Annotated in this window: 20 protein-coding genes; 15 read left to right on the top strand and 5 right to left on the bottom strand. The window is 65.2% G+C overall.

The genetic code is table 11. The annotated features are described in order from the left end of the window. Window positions 1–149: 149 nt before the first annotated feature. Together A8G00_RS11715 and fsa are read right to left on the bottom strand one after the other, a co-directional pair. A complete protein-coding gene (locus A8G00_RS11715; RefSeq protein WP_025550459.1) occupies window positions 150–494 on the bottom strand; it encodes an antibiotic biosynthesis monooxygenase in 345 nt (114 codons plus the stop codon). A 105-nt stretch (window positions 495–599) separates the two neighbouring features. Next, window positions 600–1,253: a fructose-6-phosphate aldolase gene (fsa, locus tag A8G00_RS11710; RefSeq protein WP_025550461.1), complete on the bottom strand. Its 654-nt coding sequence runs from the start codon at window positions 1,251–1,253 to the stop codon at window positions 600–602. Between the two features lie 143 nt (window positions 1,254–1,396). Here fsa and A8G00_RS11705 point away from each other — a divergent pair, with 143 nt between their 5' ends. Genes A8G00_RS11705 through A8G00_RS25900 form a run of 3 tightly spaced genes read left to right on the top strand, consistent with a single transcriptional unit; the run spans window position 1,397 to window position 4,452 of the window. Continuing rightward, window positions 1,397–2,062: a DUF2490 domain-containing protein gene (locus tag A8G00_RS11705; protein WP_103000749.1), complete on the top strand. Its 666-nt coding sequence runs from the start codon at window positions 1,397–1,399 to the stop codon at window positions 2,060–2,062. Between the two features lie 48 nt (window positions 2,063–2,110). After that, on the top strand, window positions 2,111–4,282 hold the full coding sequence (locus tag A8G00_RS11700) for a primosomal protein N' (RefSeq protein WP_103000748.1): 2,172 nt from the start codon (window positions 2,111–2,113) through the stop codon (window positions 4,280–4,282). Further along, window positions 4,210–4,452 carry a DUF1289 domain-containing protein gene (locus A8G00_RS25900; RefSeq protein ID WP_367379454.1) on the top strand — a complete coding sequence of 81 codons (243 nt, stop codon included), beginning with the start codon at window positions 4,210–4,212 and terminating at the stop codon, window positions 4,450–4,452. The genes A8G00_RS11700 and A8G00_RS25900 overlap by 73 nt, the downstream gene beginning before the upstream one ends. Here A8G00_RS25900 and A8G00_RS11690 read toward each other — a convergent pair. Continuing rightward, the gene (locus A8G00_RS11690; protein WP_253257982.1) at window positions 4,421–5,866 is read right to left on the bottom strand and encodes a M48 family metallopeptidase; all 1,446 of its coding nucleotides are present in this window, start codon (window positions 5,864–5,866) and stop codon (window positions 4,421–4,423) included. The genes A8G00_RS25900 and A8G00_RS11690 overlap by 32 nt on opposite strands. A gap of 133 nt (window positions 5,867–5,999) precedes the next feature. Then, window positions 6,000–7,061, bottom strand: a complete 1,062-nt coding sequence (ada, locus tag A8G00_RS11685) for a bifunctional DNA-binding transcriptional regulator/O6-methylguanine-DNA methyltransferase Ada (RefSeq protein ID WP_103000746.1) — start codon at window positions 7,059–7,061, stop codon at window positions 6,000–6,002. Between the two features lie 118 nt (window positions 7,062–7,179). On the opposite strand from ada, the gene A8G00_RS11680 reads away from it, so the two are divergent. The 10 genes from A8G00_RS11680 to A8G00_RS11635 all read left to right on the top strand — a co-directional run bounded on the left by A8G00_RS11680 (window position 7,180) and on the right by A8G00_RS11635 (window position 18,558). Further along, window positions 7,180–8,730: a S1C family serine protease gene (locus tag A8G00_RS11680; RefSeq protein WP_103000745.1), complete on the top strand. Its 1,551-nt coding sequence runs from the start codon at window positions 7,180–7,182 to the stop codon at window positions 8,728–8,730. A gap of 215 nt (window positions 8,731–8,945) precedes the next feature. Continuing rightward, window positions 8,946–9,500, top strand: coding sequence for a F0F1 ATP synthase subunit delta (locus tag A8G00_RS11675; RefSeq protein ID WP_103000766.1), 555 nt, complete (start codon window positions 8,946–8,948; stop codon window positions 9,498–9,500). A 10-nt stretch (window positions 9,501–9,510) separates the two neighbouring features. After that, window positions 9,511–11,040, top strand: a complete 1,530-nt coding sequence (gene atpA / locus A8G00_RS11670; protein ID WP_044661763.1) for a F0F1 ATP synthase subunit alpha — start codon at window positions 9,511–9,513, stop codon at window positions 11,038–11,040. A 122-nt stretch (window positions 11,041–11,162) separates the two neighbouring features. After that, the gene (locus tag A8G00_RS11665) at window positions 11,163–11,789 is read left to right on the top strand and encodes a LysE family translocator (protein WP_025551227.1); all 627 of its coding nucleotides are present in this window, start codon (window positions 11,163–11,165) and stop codon (window positions 11,787–11,789) included. Window positions 11,790–11,792: 3 nt separating this feature from the next. Then, entirely contained in the window at window positions 11,793–12,677 is an 885-nt protein-coding gene (locus tag A8G00_RS11660) for a F0F1 ATP synthase subunit gamma (protein WP_048576182.1), read from the top strand. Between the two features lie 21 nt (window positions 12,678–12,698). Then, a complete protein-coding gene (atpD, locus tag A8G00_RS11655) occupies window positions 12,699–14,144 on the top strand; it encodes a F0F1 ATP synthase subunit beta (protein ID WP_025551231.1) in 1,446 nt (481 codons plus the stop codon). Window positions 14,145–14,200: 56 nt separating this feature from the next. Continuing rightward, a complete protein-coding gene (locus A8G00_RS11650; protein ID WP_044661760.1) occupies window positions 14,201–14,455 on the top strand; it encodes an ATP synthase F1 subunit epsilon in 255 nt (84 codons plus the stop codon). Window positions 14,456–14,796: 341 nt separating this feature from the next. Then, window positions 14,797–16,323, top strand: a complete 1,527-nt coding sequence (locus A8G00_RS11645) for a CpaF family protein (protein ID WP_025551234.1) — start codon at window positions 14,797–14,799, stop codon at window positions 16,321–16,323. Between the two features lie 123 nt (window positions 16,324–16,446). Continuing rightward, window positions 16,447–17,253: a class I SAM-dependent methyltransferase gene (locus A8G00_RS11640; RefSeq protein ID WP_103000765.1), complete on the top strand. Its 807-nt coding sequence runs from the start codon at window positions 16,447–16,449 to the stop codon at window positions 17,251–17,253. Between the two features lie 399 nt (window positions 17,254–17,652). After that, window positions 17,653–18,558, top strand: coding sequence for a DMT family transporter (locus A8G00_RS11635; RefSeq protein ID WP_061940166.1), 906 nt, complete (start codon window positions 17,653–17,655; stop codon window positions 18,556–18,558). Here A8G00_RS11635 and A8G00_RS11630 read toward each other — a convergent pair. Then, complete coding sequence (locus A8G00_RS11630) at window positions 18,550–18,981, bottom strand: OsmC family protein (protein WP_044661757.1); 432 nt, start codon at window positions 18,979–18,981, stop codon at window positions 18,550–18,552. The genes A8G00_RS11635 and A8G00_RS11630 overlap by 9 nt on opposite strands. A 102-nt stretch (window positions 18,982–19,083) precedes the next feature. Between A8G00_RS11630 and A8G00_RS11625 the strand changes: the two genes are divergently transcribed. Then, entirely contained in the window at window positions 19,084–19,449 is a 366-nt protein-coding gene (locus A8G00_RS11625) for a PRC-barrel domain-containing protein (protein WP_099186347.1), read from the top strand. Window positions 19,450–19,621: 172 nt separating this feature from the next. After that, window positions 19,622–20,290 (top strand): alpha/beta hydrolase, encoded by a 669-nt coding sequence (locus tag A8G00_RS11620; protein ID WP_025549911.1) that lies wholly within the window; start codon window positions 19,622–19,624, stop codon window positions 20,288–20,290. Window positions 20,291–20,335: the final 45 nt, after the last annotated feature.

Below are 20,335 nucleotides of genomic sequence, written 5' to 3'. Positions count from 1 at the left end.
CCGGGATCTGGCAGGCGCTGATGGTGATAGAGCCTGTCTCGACCGGCGCATCGGCGCATCGGGACAGCCGCCAGGGTCAAAGGTGTTAGGGGGCTGGCTGGAAGGCGCAAGGAAGGGACGCGCAAGGGAGGCGCGCCTAGTCCGATCGGTCAGTCGCCGCCGCCACGCCCCTCCGCTGAACGCAACAGCAGGTCGTCGGTCACCGTCATGGTGAAGATGGGATCGGCGTCCGGCGGCACCTCCGCTATGGCGTCGACGAAGGCGGCGCGCGTCTCGGGATCGTCATAGACCATCTTCTGATCGAAAGCCGCGCGCCAGCTCGCCTCGTCCGGCCATTCGGCATAGCCGACGAAGCGCCCGTCGGCATCACGATGCAGGCGCGAACCATAGCTGCCATATTTCTCGCGGATCAGGTCGGTTCCCCGGCGCCAGGCCTTGCGGAACTGATCCTCCTTGCCGGGGTGAACGCGCCACCAATAGACCGCGACGAACATCGTGCCTCTCCTTTGCGCAGGAGAATGACGCTCCCCGGCGAAGGTTGCGACAAAAAAGGCGCGCAGGACCGGCCTGCGCGCACTTCCTCAAACCCCCAACTCGGATCAGAGGACCGACTGGCCGGTCTTTTCCCAGTCCGCCAGGAAGCCGGCAATGCCCTTCTCGGTCAGCACATGGTTGAACAGCGCCTTGATGACGGACGGCGGCGCGGTCATCACGTCGGCGCCGATCTTCGCGCTTTCCAGCACATGGATCGGGTGACGCACGCTTGCGACCAGGATTTCCGTGGCGAAGGAATAATTGTCGTAGATCAGGCGGATGTCCTCGATCAGCTTCATGCCGTCGAAGCCATTGTCGTCATGTCGCCCGACGAAGGGCGAGATGAAGGTCGCGCCCGCCTTGGCCGCCAGCAGCGCCTGATTGGCGGAGAAGCAGAGGGTGACGTTCACCATCACGCCATCCCCAGTCAGCGCCTTGCAGGTCTTGAGGCCATCGATCGTCAGCGGCACCTTGATGCAGACATTGCCGGCGATCTTCCGCAAGACCGCGGCTTCCTTCATCATCGTCTCATGGTCGAGCGCGACGACCTCCGCCGACACGGGGCCTTCCACGATGCCGCAGATTTCCTCCACCACCTCCAGGAACTTGCGGCCCGACTTGTGGATCAGCGAGGGGTTGGTGGTGACGCCGTCCAGCAGGCCGGTGGCGGCGAGTTCGCGGATTTCATTGGTGTCGGCGGTGTCGACGAAGAACTTCATGGATCTGCTCCGGCAGAGGAAGGGACGAATCGCGTTTCCTTTAGCGGCTCCATGACGGATTAGCCATTATTGCCGGAGGCTGCCCCTTTACCTTCCGCCCGGCGCAACATTATGACGGCGGCACCTTTCCAAAGGACCGATCCATGCCCCGTCGCCAGCGTCCCCGCCACATATCGGACGCGCTGATCCCCGTCGGCCTCCTGGCCGCCTCGCCCGCCTTCGCCGCCAGCCAGGAAAATCAACTGTGGACGACCGAATCGCTGGTCGTGCAGGCAAGCGATGCGGACCTTGTGTCGCTCGACCTCAGCCAGCGCTTCCGCCAGGCATCCTCCAATGGCGGGCAGCAGACGGTGCGCGTCCTGATCGACCATCGCGTCGCCAGGGCGGTGCAGATCGGCGGCGGCGTCGCCTTTTTCCGCTCCGAACCGGAACAGGAAATGCGGCTGTTCCAGCAGGTGACGCTGACGAAAGGCATCTGGATGAGCCGCACCCGCATCGAACAGCGCTTTTTCGATACCGCCGACAGGGCAAGCTGGCGGCTGCGGCAGCGGGCGCAGGCCTCGGTGCCGCTCGACGCGGCGAAGCGGTGGACGCTGATCGCGGCGGCCGAGCTGATGTTCCACCTGAACCGCGCCCGCCCCGGCGACAGGCCGGGCCTTGCCGTGATGCGCAACCAGATCGGGCTGCGCCATCCGATCGCCAGGGCGCTGGACGCGCAATTGCTCTATATGCGGCAGCAGACGTTCCGCGACGGCCGCCCGGACGCGGTGGCGCACATCCCCTGGCTGACCTTGAGCTGGAAAATCTGACGCGCTCCAGGGCTTGCCTCAACCGCCCCTGCCATTAGGGAGAGGGCAATGAGTTCGCGCGCCCGTGTCATCCTGCTGAACGCCGCCCTGGGGCCGCTGGACTATCGCGTGCCGCATGGGATGAACGTCAAGCCCGGCAGCATCGTCGTCGCGCCGCTGGGTCCGCGCCAGATCGTCGGCGTGGTGTGGGACGAGGACAGCTTTCCCGAAATCGAGACGGTGGGCGACAACCGCCTGCGCAACGTCGTCGGGCCGGTCGACGCGCCCCCGGTGCCGGAGACGCTGCGCCGCCTGATCGAGTGGACGGCGGACTATTATCTCGCCCCCATCGCCGCCGTGCTGCGCATGACGCTGGCGTCCATGGCGGCGCTGGAGGGCGCGCGCACCGTCATCGAATATCGCGCCACGGGCGACCTTCCTGACCGCATGACCGAACAGCGCACCCAGGCGATGGAGCGCATCGGCGAACGGCAGGGGCTGATCCGCGAGCTGGCGATGATCGGCGGAGTCAGCGACGCGGTGATCCGCGGCCTCATCAAGGCGGGCGCCTTCGAAGCGGTGGAGGTCAGCGTCGACACCCCCTTCCCCATGCCGAATCCCGATCATGCCCCGCCGCTGCTGTCCGATGGGCAAGGCGCGGCCGCCGACCAGTTCATCGAAGCGGTCAGGGAACGGGCCTTCGCCCCCTTCCTGCTCGACGGCGTGACCGGATCGGGCAAGACGGAAGTCTATTTCGAAGCTATCGCCGCCGCTATCCGCGAGGGACGGCAGGTGCTGGTGCTGCTCCCCGAAATCGCGCTGACCGAGCCCTTTCTGGAGCGTTTCGAAAAGCGCTTCGGCACGGTCCCCGTCAACTGGCACAGCGGCCTGCGCCAGAGCGAGCGGCGGCGCGCCTGGCGGGCGATCGCGGCGGGCGAGGCGTCGGTGGTGGTCGGCGCCCGCTCCGCCCTGTTCCTGCCCTATCCCAATCTGGGCCTGATCGTGGTGGACGAAGCGCATGAGGCGAGCTTCAAGCAGGAGGATGGCGTCCACTATCATGCCCGCGACGTGGCGGTGATGCGCGGCCTTATCGAGAAATTCCCGGTCATCCTCGCCTCCGCCACCCCCGCCATAGAGACGCGGCATCAGGTCGAGCTTGGCCGCTACAGGGAAATCAAGCTGCCTTCCCGCTTCGGCGGCGCGGCCATGCCGGACATAGAGGGCATCAACCTGCTCACCGACCCGCCGGAGCGCGGCCGCTGGATCGCACCGCCGCTGGTGCGCGCCATCGACGAGACGATGGAAAAGGGCGAGCAGAGCCTGCTCTTCCTCAACCGCCGGGGCTACGCACCGCTGACGCTGTGCCGCCATTGCGGCTATCGCTTCCAATGCCCCAATTGCACCGCCTGGATGGTCGAGCACCGGCTGACCCACCGCCTGGCCTGCCATCATTGCGGCCATGTCATCCCCGCCCCGCGCTTCTGCCCCGAATGCAAGGAGGAGGATAGCCTTGTCGCCTGCGGTCCCGGGGTGGAGCGCATCGCGGACGAGGTGAAGGCGCTCTGGCCCAATGCGCGCACCGCCATCGTCACCTCCGACACGCTCTGGTCGCCCGCCAAGGTCGCGGAATTCGTGAAGTCGGTGGAGGCGGGCGCGGTCGACATCATCATCGGCACGCAGCTCGTCACCAAGGGCTATCACTTCCCCAACCTGACGCTGGTGGGCGTGATCGATGCCGATCTGGGCCTCGAAGGCGGCGACCTGCGCGCGTCGGAACGCACCTTCCAGCAGATCGTGCAGGTCGCCGGACGCGCCGGGCGCGGGCAGAAACCGGGCCGCGTCTTCATCCAGACCCGCATGCCGGAGGCAGAGGTCATCAAGACCCTGATCGCAGGCGATGCGGAGCGCTTCTACGAGGTGGAGACGGAGAATCGCCGCCACGCCAACGCCCCGCCCTTCGGCCGCTTCGCCGCGATCATCGTGTCCAGCGAGGATGCGGACGAAGCCGCCGAGGTCGCGCGGCTGATCGGCAAGTCCGCGCCCTCGATCGACGGGATGCGCGTCTACGGCCCCGCCCCGGCCCCGCTTTCCGTGCTGCGCGGGCGGCACCGCCACCGCCTGCTGATCCACGCGACGCGGCAGGTCGACGTGCAGGACGCGATCCGGGAATGGCTGGGCAACCTCAGCTGGAAATCAGGCACAAGGGTGGCGGTCGACGTCGACCCGTACAGCTTCATGTGATGGCCCGAGCACCGATGGAAAGCCCCTGCGTCAACATCTGCAAGCTGGACAAGGCCGGGCGCATCTGCACCGGTTGCGGGCGCACGACGGACGAAATCCGACGCTGGGCAGGGATGAGCAAGGCCCAGCGCCGCGCGATCATGGAGCGGTTGAAGGGCTTTTCTTCCTAGCGGCCTCGGCATCGAAGCGCTTCTTGAGCGACAGCGCCGCGTCGCGCGTGCCGGAGGGATGCGGCGAATAGGCCAGCGGGTCGAGCAGTTGGGATGCCTTGGCATAGTCCCCCCGGAATGCCAGCGCCTGCACATAGGTCATCCGATATTCCGGGCTTTGCGGCAGCAGCAGAAAGGCCTTGGCCAGGCCGTCATAGCCGATGTCCGGCATCAGCCCGCCCTTCATCGCATGATAACGGTAGAACAGCGCCAGCGGCACCGGGTCTTCCGTATCCGCGCGATTCGCCTTGACGATGGCCTTCAGCGCAGCCTTCCAATCCTCCTCCTTGTCATCGTCCTGCGCCCGCTCCAGCAATGCCCGCGCCCGCGCGCTATAGGCCCGCGACAGTCCGGGATCGAGCGCGATCGCGCGATCGGCGTCGGCCAGCGCCGCCGCCTTCTCCTCCGCCTCCCACTCCGCCTCCGCCAGCAGCGCCAGCGCATAGGCGCTGGACGGGAATTTGGCGGCGGTGGCGCGGATCGCACGGACGATGTCGGGCAAATCTTCGGTGCGGGGATGGTTCATCAGCCGCAATTCATCCTCGATCAGCGCGCCCTGCGCCGGATCGACCGGGCCGATCGCGATGGCCCCCACCGTCACCGCGCTGGGATCGAGCCGCGATGCCGACAAGGGACGGCGCATATAGGCCTTCAGGTCCTTTTCCAGCCCCTCGACGCCCCCGGCAAAATAGCCATCGAGCTTCATATCCGGCACGCCGGCCGCCAGATCCTTCAGATAATGGCTGATTTCCGCCCGCCGGTCGGCCTTATACTGGAAATAATGGGTGAGCAGCCAGGCCGTGCCATAATAGCGATCCCCGTCTCGCAGCCCCAGCCCGTCCGTATCGCGGGCGAACAGGTCCTTCAGCGGATAGGGCGAATCCTGCACCAGCGTGGGCGCCCGCGCCATCGGGATGCGGCCGAACTGGATCGACCCGTCCTTGGGGAATTTCACGGCGGAGAAAAATTCCGCGAAACCCTCCACATACCACGCCGGATAAGCCGCCGGGAAATGATGCAGCATGAAATGATGGGTATATTCGTGGAACAATATGTCCTCGGCACCCACATCATAATCGCTCGTCTTCGCGCCCCGCGCCAGGACGGCATAAGCGAAGCGATCCCACGTCGTGTAGAAACCGCCGATATTGGGATTGCGCGCCAGCGCCTTCACCTTGGCGTCGTTGGACAGAAGATAGACATGGACCGGGCTGCCCGCCTCCGGATCGTCGACGCCGGTCACGCGGCGCAACAGGCCGTCGAATTTTTCCAGCTTCTCGGCAAATTCATGCAGCCTGGCTTCGCTGCCGTCGCTCATGATGGTGAAATGCCGGCTGTTCGCCTGCAACCACGCCGCCTGCGCCGTACCCGGCATGATCGCCAACGCGCCCGCCAGGAGCAGCAGCCCCTTCAACACCCGAATCGTCACGCCACCCCCTGCAACGGCGTTGAACCCCGGCGGCACTCATGGCCGACAGTCTGCTGAAAGAAAAGCGAAAAGCGTGGTTTCAGCCCCGGCTTTCGCGCTCCAGCAGGGCCTGCTTGCGCCGCGTGCCATAGGCGTATCCGCCCAGGCTCCCATCGCTCCGCAACACTCGATGGCAAGGGATCAGCACGGCCAGATTGTTGTCGCCGCAAGCCGTCCCGGCGGCCCGCACGGCGCCTGGCCTGCCGATGGCCGCCGCAATTTCGCCATAGGTGCGCGTCTCACCCGGCGGGATCGCGCGCAAGGCCGCCCATATCGCCTGCTGAAACGCCGTCCCGCACACATCCATCGGCAAATCCGGCGGCGCCGACGGATCGTCGATCAACCGCACGACCTGCGCCGCCAGGGCCGAAAGCCCCTCGTCGGCGGGCAGGATCTCCGCCTTGGGGAAGCGCCGGCGCAAATCCGCCTCATCCTCGTCGAAGCTGATCCGGCAAAGCCCCCGCTCGGTCCCCGCGACCAGCGCCGGCCCCAGGCCGGTCTGCACCACCGCATGGCGAATCGCCACGCCACGCCCTCCATCCTTCCAGGCGCTGGGCGTCATGCCCAGATGCCGTTCCGCATCGGCATAGGCGCGACTGGGCGCATTATAGCCCGCCTCATAGATCGCGCCGGTGACGCTGCTCCCCTCCTCCAGCGCGCTTTTCAGCCGTTCGGTGCGCAGCGATCGGGCATAGGCGGCCGGCGTCATCCCCGTTTCGCGCTTGAACAGCCGGTGGAAATGATGCGGCGCATAGCCCGCATGCGCCGCCACCTCCTCCAGCGAGGGCGGGGTCTCGGCGGCAGCGATGAAGGCGATGGCCGCCTCCACCGCCAGCCGGTCGCGCCCGACCTCGTCGGGGCGGCAGCGCAGGCAGGCGCGGAAACCCGCCGCCCGCGCTGCCTCCGGGTCGGCAAGGAAGATCATATTCTCCCGCCGGGGATGCCGCGCCGCGCAACTCGGCTTGCAATAGATGCCGGTGGTCAGCACGGCGCCCACGAACCGCCCGTCGAAGCTCCGGTCGCGCCCCAGAAAGGCGTCCCAGCAGGCATCTGCGTCCGGCATGGCGTGGATCGGGGCTTCGGGCTGTCTCATCTGGGTCATTAATAATGGATAGCCGCGCCCGACGCATCAGCCTTCCCGCCGCTTGCGCTCAAAAAGCGGCTCCACGCTTTTTTGCGCATTGCCTCAATCCCACCATCGCATATGAATGCCGCCAACCATGGTCGCACTATTCCGTCGCCTCGCCCCTGTTCTGGCCGCGCTCCTGGCTCTTGCCGGGCCCTCCGGCGCGCATGCCGAACAGCAGGACATCGCAGCCGCCGCCCGCGGCGTTGTCCGCGTCGTGCTGGTCGCGACCAACGGCTCCGACGCCTATTTCGTGGGCCATGGCAGCGGCTTCGCGGTCGCGCCGGACAAGATCATCACCAACGCCCATGTGGTCGAACTGACGCGGGAGGAGAAGGATCTCGTCATCGGCGTCATCCCTTCGGAGGGGACGAAGACCTATGGCGGCCGGATCATCGCCTTCTCGCCCGGCAACGACCTGGCGCTGATCCAGTTGGAGGAAGGCAGCCTGCCGGTCAGCACCTTCTACGCCGGGGCGGTGAGCGACGGGCAGCATGTCACCGCCATCGGCTATCCCGGCACGGTGGACCGCGCGCAGGGCCTTGGCCTCAAGCAGTTGGTGGAACCGCTCGGCACGGTGAAGACCAGCGGCACTGTGTCCTCAGGCAGGGCCAGCCAGAATTTCGATACGGTGCTGCACACCGCGCCGCTGGCCGCAGGCAATAGCGGCGGGCCGCTGGTCGACGATTGCGGCCGGGTGCTGGGGGTCAACAGTTTCGGATCGGTCTCCGACGGCAATGATGCGGAGTTCGGCTTCGCCGTGTCCTGGCGGGAAGTCGCCTCCTTCCTGCGGCAGGCCGGCATATCGTCGCTGCACACCATCGTTCCCTGCCGCTCGATGGCGGAAGCGGACGCCGCCGAAGCCGCCCTCGCCCAGCGGGAGGAAGCGCGGAGCGAGCAATCCGAACGCGCCCGCGCGGACGCTCGCGAAGCCGCGCTGGACAAGGCCCGCGACACGGCCGAACGCGACGTCATTTCCGCCCGGGAAAATGCGATGGCGGGCGCCGCCGTGCTGCTGGCGCTGGCGGTGCTCGGCCTCGGCGCAGGCGGCCTGTTCTACAGCCAGGGCCGGGAACGGCGCGCCACCTGGTGGCTGGCGGGCGGCGGCGTCCTGCTGTTCGCGGCGATCGGACTGTTCTTCCTGAAGCCCAGCTTCTCCAGTATCGAAGAACGCATCGAACTGCCGCAGGACGCGAACGTCATGGGCAACAACGCCTATGCCTGGGCCGGCGACAATGTCTGCCGGGTGGACGTGAATCGCAGCCGGCTCACCATATCCCAACCCAATGACATCGGATTCCACTGGGCGGAGGGGGGCTGCGTCGACGGCGACACCCAATATGTCTCCTCCGGCACCGGCTGGCAGCGCGCGGCCGTTCCCGACGACCATAATTTCGTGACCGTCAGCCGCTTCGATCCGGCAACGGGCACGCTTCGGGTCCAGCGCTGGCTGCCCGACATCGACACCATGGCAAAGGCCCGCGCGCTGGGCGGCGGCGCGATCAAGGGCTGTGGGCGCGATTCTGCCCTGCTGGGGAAAATCGCCACGCTGCAGAACGATCTCGCCGCCCTGCTTCCGGCCCAACCCAATGAACGGATCGTCTACCATTGCCAAAAGGGTCGGCTCACCCCCGAGGGGAAATAAAAGCGGGGCGGCGACCGGCGATTCGTCCCATATAAAAACTCAGTCAAATCGCGATGATTTCATACTGACGGTCGAATCGCGTTCCATGGCTTGCATAGTCACAATCCCACTGCTAACCGGCCCCCCAACAGGGGACCGGGACGGACAGAACCGCGCCCCCTTTTTGCATGACCGGCAATTCAAAATGCCAGAATCAAGTGGAGGACGGTAAGCGCGTGGAGACGACCGGCGGTATTCAGGCCAGCCTCAGCGGCCGCTATGCGGTGGCGCTGTTCGATCTGGCCCGCGACGGCAAGACGCTCGACACCGTCGCGGCGAGCTTGGCTGCGCTCAAGGCGACACTGGCCGAATCGGCCGATTTCAAGGGCCTGGTGAACAGCCCCGTCCTCAGCCGCGACGCAGCGGGTAAGACGATCGCCGCCGTCGCATCCTCTATGGGCCTCGACCCGCTGACGACGAATTTCCTGGGCGTGCTGGCCCAGAACCGCCGCCTTTCCCAGCTGCCCGCGATCATCCGCGCCTATGAAACGCTGCTGTCGAATCACAAGGGCGAGGTTCGCGCCGAAGTGACTAGCGCCCATCCGCTCGACGCCGGACAGGTCAGCGCCCTGCAACAGGGCCTGCGCGCCCGCGTCGGCCGCGACGTCGCGCTCGATGCCAAGGTCGATCCCGCGATCCTGGGCGGGCTGGTCGTCAAGATCGGCAGCCAGATGATCGATTCCTCCATCCGCACCCGTTTGAATAGTCTCGCCCACGCGATGAAAGGCTGAAAGGCTGAACATGGATATCAACGCCGCAGAAATTTCGAAGGTCATCAAGGACCAGATAGCCAATTTCGGCACCGAAGCGCAGGTGAGCGAAGTCGGTTCCGTGCTGACCGTGGGTGACGGCATCGCCCGCGTCCATGGCCTCGACAACGTCCAGGCGGGCGAAATGGTCGAGTTCGCCAATGGCGTGCAGGGCATGGCGCTCAACCTGGAAGCCGACAATGTCGGCGTCGTGATCTTCGGCTCGGATGCCGAGATCAAGGAAGGCGACACCGTCAAGCGCACCGGCACCATCGTGGACGTGCCCGTCGGCAAGGGCCTGCTTGGCCGCGTGGTCGACGGCCTCGGCAACCCGATCGACGGCAAGGGCCCGATCCAGTACACCGAGCGCAAGCGCGTGGAAGTCAAGGCGCCGGGCATCATCCCCCGCAAGTCGGTGCACGAACCCGTGCAGACCGGCCTCAAGGCGATCGACGCCCTCGTCCCCGTCGGCCGCGGCCAGCGCGAGCTGATCATCGGCGACCGCCAGACCGGCAAGACCGCCGTCGCCATCGACACCTTCATCAACCAGAAGGGCATCAACGCAGGCGACGACGAGTCGAAGAAGCTCTACTGCATCTACGTCGCCGTCGGCCAGAAGCGCTCGACTGTCGCGCAGATCGTCAAGCAGCTCGAAGAAAATGGCGCGATGGAATATTCGATCGTCGTCGCCGCGACCGCTTCGGAACCCGCTCCGCTCCAGTATCTGGCGCCCTACACCGGCGTCACCATGGGCGAATTCTTCCGCGACAACGGCATGCATGCCGTGATCGTCTATGACGATCTTTCCAAGCAGGCCGTCGCATATCGCCAGATGTCGCTGCTGCTGCGCCGTCCTCCCGGCCGCGAAGCCTATCCGGGCGACGTCTTCTACCTGCACAGCCGCCTGCTGGAGCGCGCGGCCAAGATGAACGACGCCAACGGCGCCGGCTCGCTGACGGCGCTGCCGATCATCGAAACGCAGGCAGGCGACGTGTCGGCCTATATTCCGACCAACGTGATCTCGATCACCGACGGCCAGATCTTCCTCGAAACCAACCTTTTCTATCAGGGCATCCGTCCGGCCATCAACGTCGGCCTGTCGGTGTCGCGCGTCGGTTCCGCCGCGCAGACCAAGGCGATGAAGAAGGTTTCCGGCTCGATCAAGCTGGAGCTGGCCCAGTATCGCGAAATGGCTGCCTTCGCCCAGTTCGGTTCGGACCTCGACGCTTCGACCCAGAAGCTGCTGAACCGCGGTGCGCGCCTGACCGAACTGCTCAAGCAGGCCCAGTTCTCGCCCCTGCCCTTCGAAGAGCAGACGGCGTCGATCTTCGCTGGCACCAACGGCTATCTGGACAGCATCCCGGTCAAGGACGTGACGCGCTATGAAGAGCTGATGCTCGCCTATCTGCGCCATGACCATCCCGAGGTGCTGGCCGCCATCCGCGACAGCAAGGATCTGGGCGACGAGCCCAAGGCGAAGCTGAAGGCCGCGCTGGACTCGTTCGGCAAGACCTTCGCGTAACCCACCACCCCGTCATTCCCGCGAAAGCGGGAACCCATCTCCCGACCGAGCGCCCAGACGCAACGCAAGGGAGATGGCCCCCCACGGGGATGACGGAAAAAAGGAAGAACGAAGCTGCGATAATGCTCACCGCCCATTCCCTCCTCGCCTGGACCGTGATGTCGATCGGTCTGGTGCTGCTGCCGGGACCGGACACCATGCTGGTGGCTGGTCACGCGGCGCGGCGCGGGCTGAGGGCGGGAATGGCGGCGATCGGCGGCATCCAGCTTGGCGGGCTGTTCTACATGGCGCTCTGCGGCTTCGGCTTCCTCAGCGTGTTGAACGCCGTGCCGGGCCTGTTCATGGCGGTGAAGATCGCGGGCGCAATCTATCTCGCATGGCTTGGCCTTTCGATGCTGCGCGGCGCGGTGAAGCCGTCGCCCGCATCGGAAGCGCCCAGGCTGCGGATCGGCGGATCGCCCTTCGCGCAGGGGTTCATCAGCACCGTGCTGAACCCGAAGGTCGCGATCTTCTTCCTGGCCGCGCTGCCGCAGTTCGTCGGCACCGGTCCGGACGCACCATGGCAGGGCATGCTGCTGATCGCGATCGTCTATGGACTGGGCTTCTTCTGGTGCGCCCTTCTCGCGATCCTCGCCACCAAGGCGGGGCGCAAGGTCGGGCAGAGCAGCGCGATGCGCTGGTTCGAAGGCGCCATGGGCGTCGGTTTCTTTGGTCTCGCGGGCCGTCTGGCCCTTGCTCGGAATGTTTGAACTATGGCTAGCCTCAAGGAACTGAAGCTGCGCATCGGGTCGGTCAAATCGACCCAGAAGATCACCAAGGCCAAGCAGATGGTCGCCGCCGCGAAGCTGCGCAAGGCGCAGGCCGCCGCCGAAGCCGCCCGCCCCTATTCCAGCCGCCTGGAAGCGGTCGTCGCCAGCCTCGCCTCGAAGATCGCAGGCGGTTCGGGCGAAGGCGCCTCCCCGCTGCTGGCCGGCACCGGTAAGGACGATGTCCATCTGCTGGTCGTCGCCAATTCGGACCGTGGCCTTGCCGGCGCGTTCAACGCCAACATCGTCAAGGCCGCCCGCGCCAAGGCGGACGAACTGATCCAGCAAGGCAAGACCGTCCGCTTCTACCTGATCGGCCGCAAGGGCCGTCCGGTCATCAACCGCACCTTCCCCGGCATGATCGTCACCCAGTTCGACACCACCGGCGTGAAGGAACCGGGCTATGCGCAGGCAGAGGAGATCGCCCGCGAACTGACCGACATGTATCTGAACGGCAAGTTCGACGTCGCGCATCTCTTTTTCTCGCGCTTCAAGTCGGCGCTCGCCCAGATCCCGACCGAACAGCAGATCATTCCGGTGAAGATCCCGGCCGACGCCGACCGCAACGCCATCGGCGCGACGGTGGAATATGAACCGAGCGAGGAAGCGATCCTCGACGACCTGCTGCCGCGCAACGTCACGGTGCAGATCTTCAAGGCGCTGCTGGAAAACAACGCGTCCGAACAGGGCGCGTCGATGACCGCCATGGACAATGCGACCCGCAACGCCGGCGACCTCATCAACAAGCTGACCATTCAGTATAACCGCAGCCGTCAGGCCGCGATCACCACCGAACTCGTCGAAATCATCTCGGGCGCCGAAGCCCTTTAAGTGCAGGCAAGGACAGTAGTCATGGCAACCACCAACAATGTAGGCCGCATCAGCCAGGTCATCGGCGCCGTCGTCGACGTTACCTTCCCCGATGCACTTCCGGCCATTCTCTCGGCGCTGGAAACCAGCAACAACGGCCAGCGCCTCGTGCTGGAAGTCGCCCAGCATCTGGGCGAGAACACCGTCCGCACCATCGCGATGGACTCGACCGACGGCCTGACCCGCGGTCAGGAAGTGACCGACACCGGCGCGCAGATCAGCGTTCCCGTCGGCCCGGCCACGCTCGGCCGCATCCTGAACGTCGTCGGTGAACCGATCGACGAGCGCGGCCCGGTCGGCACCACCCTCTCCGCCCCGATCCATGCCAAGGCGCCGGAATTCGTCGACCAGTCGACCGACGCCTCGATCCTCGTCACCGGCATCAAGGTCATCGACCTTCTCGCTCCCTATGCGAAGGGCGGCAAGATCGGCCTGTTCGGCGGCGCGGGCGTCGGCAAGACCGTGCTCATTCAGGAACTGATCAACAACATCGCGAAGGGCCATGGCGGCACTTCCGTCTTCGCGGGCGTCGGTGAGCGTACCCGCGAGGGCAACGACCTTTATCACGAATTCCTCGACGCAGGCGTCATCGCCAAGGACGCCGACGGCAACGCAATCAGCGAAGGTTCGAAGGTGGCGCTGGTCTACGGCCAGATGAACGAACCGCCGGGCGCCCGCGCACGCGTCGCCCTGTCGGGCCTCACCATCGCGGAATATTTCCGCGACCAGGAAGGTCAGGACGTGCTGTTCTTCGTCGACAACATCTTCCGCTTCACCCAGGCGGGCGCGGAAGTGTCGGCTCTGCTCGGCCGCATTCCTTCGGCCGTGGGCTATCAGCCGACCCTCGCCACCGACATGGGCGCCCTTCAGGAGCGCATCACCTCGACCAACAAGGGTTCGATCACCTCGGTGCAGGCCGTGTACGTCCCCGCGGACGACTTGACCGACCCGGCGCCGGCCACCAGCTTCGCGCACCTCGACGCCACCACCGTTCTCAACCGCGCCATTTCGGAACTGGGCATCTATCCGGCGGTCGACCCGCTGGACTCGACCAGCCGCGTTCTGGAACCCCGCGTCGTCGGTCAGGAACATTATGAAACCGCCCGCGCGGTTCAGGCGATCCTCCAGAAGTACAAGTCGCTTCAGGACATCATCGCGATCCTGGGCATGGACGAGCTGTCGGAAGAGGACAAGCTGACCGTCGCCCGCGCCCGCAAGATCCAGAAGTTCCTGTCGCAACCCTTCCACGTCGCGGAGGTCTTCACCGGCATTTCGGGCAAGTTCGTCCAGATCGAGGATACGGTGAAGTCGTTCAAGGCCGTGGTCGAAGGCGAATATGACCATCTGCCCGAAAACGCCTTCTACATGGTCGGCGGCATCGACGAAGCCATCGAAAAGGCGAAGAAGCTGGCTGCGGAAGCCGCCTGATCAACGCTCATATCCCCCTCTCCTTTCAAGGGGAGGGGATTTAGGACTTTCGAAGAATGGCACTGCATTTCGAACTCGTGACCCCGGAAAAGCTCGTCCGCTCGGAAGAGGTCTATCAGGTGGTCGTCCCCGGCACCGATGGCGACTTCGGCGTGCTGGAGGGCCATGCGCCCTTCATGTCGACCGTCCGTGACGGCACAATCCAGATCTTCGCCAACGCCGGCGCCGCCCCGGAAATCATCCCGGTCCGCGGCGGCTTTGCCGAGGTGAACGAAAAGGGCCTCACCGTCCTTGCGGAACATGCCGGCTGACAAGCCGAATCTGACCGCTGCTAAAAGCCAAAGGGCCCCGTTCCAAGTCGGAACGGGGCCCTTTGGCATTCCAGACTGGCCGAACATGGCTCTCATCAGGATCATCAACGACCGAAATGCCCTATCGTTGAAGACTGGATGTCAGCCACCACGCCAACAGTTCGCATCTTGTGGGCAAGCATCGTCCTCCCGCCAGCCGAACGCAGACGCCATTCGAATGCCCAAGCAGGCCCCGCCCCGCTGCGGCGCCCGGCCACCCGACGCATTAGCCATTTATCAAAGTTTCCACGCTATTCACCTTTAACAACCATGGCTGATGCACATCATTTCGGCGGAGAATTATGAGCGCGTTTGGACGGAAAAATGGACCTGCGGGCATCAAGCCGGGTTTCGGCCTTGCCCGACCGATGCAGGGAGGCGCGCCCAAGGAAGAGATCAAGGGCGGCGAGCAGTTCCCGCCCCTGGACATGACGGCCCTGCCCCCGGAAGCCCCGCTCGATCCGCTCTCCGCGCCCACAAGCCAGATGCAGCGCAATGCCGACGCGATGCAGCGCCTGTCGGATCGCGCCAATGCCGAACATGCCGCCGATGCCGGACCGCAGGGGTTCGAAGCCTCGGTCCACAAGATCAAGGAGCAGGTGCTCCCCCGCCTGCTGGAGCGCGTCGATCCCGAAGCCGCCGCCACGCTGACCAAGGATGAGCTGGCCGAGGAATTCCGCCCGATCATCATGGAGGTGCTGGCGGAACTGAAGCTGACCCTCAACCGCCGCGAGCAGTTCGCGCTGGAAAAGGTGCTGGTGGACGAACTGCTCGGCCTGGGCCCGCTGGAGGAATTGCTGGCCGATCCGGACGTCAGCGACATCATGGTCAACGGCCCGGAGCAGACCTATATCGAAAAGAAGGGCAAGCTCCAGATCGCGCCCATCAAGTTCCGCGACGAAGAGCATCTGTTCCAGATCGCCCAGCGCATCGTCAACAAGGTCGGCCGCCGCGTCGACCAGACCACGCCGCTGGCCGACGCCCGCCTGCCCGACGGCAGCCGCGTCAACGTGATCGTGCCGCCGCTATCCCTGCGCGGCACCGCCATCTCCATCCGTAAATTCTCCGCCAAGCCGATCACGCTCGATATGCTCGCCCAATGGGGCGCGATGAGCCAGAAGATGTGCACGGCGCTGAAGATCGCCGGCGCCTGCCGCTTCAACATCGTGATTTCGGGGGGTACGGGTTCGGGCAAGACGACCATGCTCAATGCCCTCTCCAAGATGATCGACCCGGGCGAGCGCGTGCTGACCATCGAGGACGCGGCCGAACTTCGCCTGCAACAGCCGCACTGGCTGCCGCTGGAAACCCGCCCGCCGAACCTGGAGGGCCAGGGCGCGATCACCATCGGCGACCTCGTCAAGAACGCCCTGCGCATGCGCCCCGACCGCATCATCCTGGGCGAAATCCGCGGCGCGGAGTGCTTCGACCTGCTCGCCGCGATGAACACCGGCCATGACGGGTCCATGTGCACGCTCCACTCCAACTCCCCGCGCGAATGCCTCGGCCGTATGGAGAACATGATCCTGATGGGCGACATCAAGATCCCCAAGGAAGCGATTTCCAAGCAGATTGCCGACTCCGTCGACCTGATCGTGCAGGTGAAGCGACTGCGCGACGGCTCCCGCCGCGTCACCAACGTGACCGAGGTGATCGGCATGGAAGGCGACGTCATCGTCACCCAGGAACTGTTCAAGTTCGAATATCATGACGAGGACGACAGCGGGAAGATCATCGGGGAATATCGTTCCATGGGCCTGCGTCCCTACACGCTGGACAAGGCGCGGCAGTTCGGCTTCGACCAGCCTTTCCTGGAAGCCTGCCTGTAACGACCTGCCCATAAGCGCATATTGCAACAATCTGCTGCCGGCGGACACATTTCCCGCCGGCCCGCTTGCGCACAGCCTGCATCACCGGCACATCGGACATTCCCCAGAAAGAGAGGAATGCCGATGAACCGTCTAGCCCGCGCCGCCCTGCTGCTGACCGGCCTGTCCCTGCCGCTGCTTCCCCTCGCCGCGCAGCATGCGCACCATCATCAGGCGGCCGATCCTATCGCGACCGCGGTCGCCGCCCCCAGCCGCACCCCGGCCAATGCCGCTCGCGACACCTACCGCCATCCGGCCCAAACCCTTGCCTTCTTCGGGGTGAAGCCGGACCAGACAGTGGTCGAATATGCGCCCAGCGGCGGCTGGTACACGGAAATCCTGGCGCCGCTGCTGCGCGAAAAGGGCACCTTCTACGCGCTCCAGCCAACCGGCCGCTCTCTGGACGGCTACAAGGCGTTCCTCGCGGCAAAGCCGGATGTCTATGACAAGGTGAAGGTCGTCCCCTTCCCCGACCAGACCGGTCTCATTCCGGCGGGCAGCGTCGACACGCTGCTGACCTTCCGCAACGTGCACAATATGGTGATGGGCGGGACCGAAACGGCCACGTTCAAGACCTTTTACGACCTGCTGAAGCCGGGCGGGACGCTGGGCATCGTCGACCATCGCCTGCCCGAAGGGCGCGATACGGCGCTGGAGAAGACCAGCGGCTACCTCAAGGTATCGACCATCCGCCGCCTCGCTGAAGCGGCCGGCTTCGAATATGCCGGATCGTCGGAGGTCAACGCCAATCCCAAGGACACGGCCGACTGGGAAAAGGGCGTCTGGACGCTCCCGCCGACCCTGCGCAATGGAGAGGTCGACAAGGCGAAATATCTCGCCATCGGGGAAAGCGACCGGATGACGCTGCGTTTTCGCAAACCGGTGAAGTGAAACGGCGCGGACAAATGGGGGGCATCGTGCAGAAAAACCTGTCCTGAGCCCGTCGAAGGACGGCAACCGGTTCTGCTTGAAAGGATGCGACACGGAAAGCTGAAGCGCGGCCTGCGTCCGATTTAACGCCGCACGCTCCTTAACACGCCGAACGGCTGATTGGGGTGGAATCAGAACATTCCCCCTCCCGCAGGCGGGAGGGGGCTAGGGGGTGGGTTGGCGCGGCATCAGCGTGAATTTTCAACGGCTAAGCTGGAAGCTCGCTGCGCTCGCGCCCACCCCTAACCCCTCCCGCTTGCGGGAGGGGAAGGTCCTGAATTGGCCAATTTCCCGCATTCCGGACCCGTCCATCCCTCCTTGGGCGGTTGCGTCCTCCCGCAGCGGGGCTAAGGCGTTCGCATGCCGCCCCCACCCCCATCCAATCGCCCGCATCGTCCGTTCACCGCCATCGGCCTGCGCCTGGTCGCGGTGATCTGCCTTTCGATCATGTTCGTGACTGTCAGGCTGGCCGACGCGCGCGGCGTCCATGTGGTGGAATCGCTGTTCTACCGCCAGGCCCTGGCGCTGCCGGTGGTATTCGCCTGGATCGCCATGACAAGCGGCATGGGATCGATCCGCACGCGACGCATCGGCGTCCATGCCACCCGCATGATCATCGGCCTGACCGGCATGGTGCTCAACTTCCTGTCCTATATCCTGCTGCTGCCGGCGGAAGCGGTGACCATCGGCTTCACCATGCCGATCTTCGGCACGATCCTGTCCGCCCTCATCCTGCGCGAGGCTACCGGCATCCACCGGTGGAGCGCGGTGCTCATCGGCTTTCTCGGCGTGATCGTGATGGTCCGGCCGGATGCCGGGCACTTCCCCGCCATCGGCGTTGCGGTCGCGCTCGCCGCGGCTTTCGTCACCGCCTGCGTCAGCCTGGTCCTGCGCGAACTGGGCCGCACGGAAAGCGCCGGGGTGATCGTCTTCTGGTTCACCCTCCTCTCCCTGCCGCCGCTGGGCGTGGCGATGCTGTTCCACGGGCAGGCCCATGACGCCATGACATGGGGCCTGCTGCTGCTGATCGGCGTGACCGGCGGCATCGCGCAGATCTGCATGACCGCGGCGCTGCGCTGGGCCCCCGTTTCCGTGGTGCTGCCGATGGACTACAGTTCCATCGTCTGGACGACGCTGCTCGGCTGGGCGATCTGGGGCAACTGGCCGATCGCGACGACGTGGATCGGTGCGGCGCTGATCGTGGGGAGCGGCCTGTACATCGCCTGGCGCGAACATGTCCACGCCAGGCGCACGCCTTCAGCCTAGCAGTTCCGCGTCCAGGCTGATCTCCGCATTCAAGAGCTTGGACACGGGGCAATTGGCCTTCGCCTTGGCGGCCAGTTCCTGAAACCGCGCATCGTCCGCGCCGGGGATGGTCGCCTTCAGGCTCAGCTTGCTCGCCGTGATGGCAAAGCCGCCTTCCTGCTGTTCCAGCGTCACGACGGCATTGGTCTCCATCTTCTCGGCCGTCAGCCCCGCTTCGCCCAAGATCAGCGACAGCGCCATGGTGAAGCAGGAGGCGTGGGCCGCCGCGACCAACTCCTCGGGATTGGTGCCCGGCACCCCTTCGAAGCGCATCGCAAAGCCATAGGGATGCGCATCCAGCGCGCCGCTCTGGGTCGAGATCGCGCCCTTGCCGTCCTTCAGGCCGCCGCTCCATACCGCCGATCCGCTGCGATTGATCTTCATGACCGTCCTCCTGTTCGCATATCATCTCGTCTGCCCCGGGGAACCCGCCCGGCCCCCCTTGGTTCGGTCAGCATAACGCGATTTCTTCGCAGGAGAGTGACGATGTCTGACATGGCGAGGGAAAATCATGGCGACCTGATCGCATCCGACCGGATCGAAGGCACCACCGTCTACAACCGCCAGGGGGAGCGGCTGGGCCACATCTCCAACTTCATGGTCGACAAGCGCAGCGGGCAGGTCCGCTATGCCGTGCTGTCCTTCGGCGGCTTCCTGGGCATCGGCAACGATCATTATCCGCTGCCCTGGTCGATGCTGAGCTACGACACGGACAAGGGCGGCTATGTGGTGGACCTGGCCAGGGACATATTGGACCAGGCGCCCCGCCATCTGCCGGACGAACGACCCGATTATGACGACGCTTACGGCCGCAGCGTCTTTCACTATTATGGGCTGATCTACCCCTGGTAAGGGGCGTTCCGGCGGTTTCGGGCGGCGCAAAGGTGGTAGTCCCCGACCCTTTCCACTATATGAACCTCAGATGAATCGGGTTGCCCAAATTCCGACACATTTTGCCGCTTGACCATTGTCTACCGGATAAATAGAATTATCTCTCCCTCGACAATAGGACGAGGATTTGACCATGGAGCGATTCGGACATTCGGGAGACGCGCGCCAGCCGGTCGTGCTGACCATACCGGGTCTCAACAATAGCGGGCCGGGTCATTGGCAGACGCTGTGGGAAAAGACGCGCGGTGATTGCGAGCGGGTCGACCTGGGAAGCTGGGCCAGCCCCAGCCGCAATAGCTGGGTCACGCGGCTGGACGCCGCGATCCGGGCGGCGGAGGGGCCGATCATCCTGGCCGCGCACAGCCTGGGTTGCCTTGCGGTCGCCTGGTGGGGCGCCTTGCAGAGCCAGGCCTATGGCTGGCCCGTGACCGGCGCGCTGCTGGTGGCGCCGCCCGACTGCGACCGGATGGAAACGCCCGAGACGATCGGCGGCTTCGGCCCCACGCCCCGCGCGCAACTGCCCTTTCCCTCGATCGTCGTGGCGAGCCGCAACGATCCCTATATCTTCTTCGAACGCGCCCACAGCATCGGCAAGAATTGGGGCAGCAGCTTTGTCGATGCGGGCTTTTGCGGCCATATCAATGCGGATTCGGGCCTGGGCGAATGGCGCTTCGGCCAGGCTCTGCTCGAAAAACTGATCGACAATGCGCATGAGCAGGCTTCTGCAATGCGCCAGTTACGGCCCGCCATCCCGCTGGCGCATCAGGAGCGGCGATTGGCGGCGCTGCGGGTCAACGGCTAAATCTATAGTTTTTGTTATCGCATCGTTTTTACGGAAAAACCGGAC

This window comes from Sphingobium sp. SA916 (genome assembly GCF_002894065.1).
Taxonomy (GTDB): domain Bacteria; phylum Pseudomonadota; class Alphaproteobacteria; order Sphingomonadales; family Sphingomonadaceae; genus Sphingobium; species Sphingobium fuliginis.
The sequence above is the reverse complement of the archived record's forward strand: the minus strand, read 5'-3'. Positions and strand labels throughout refer to the sequence as shown.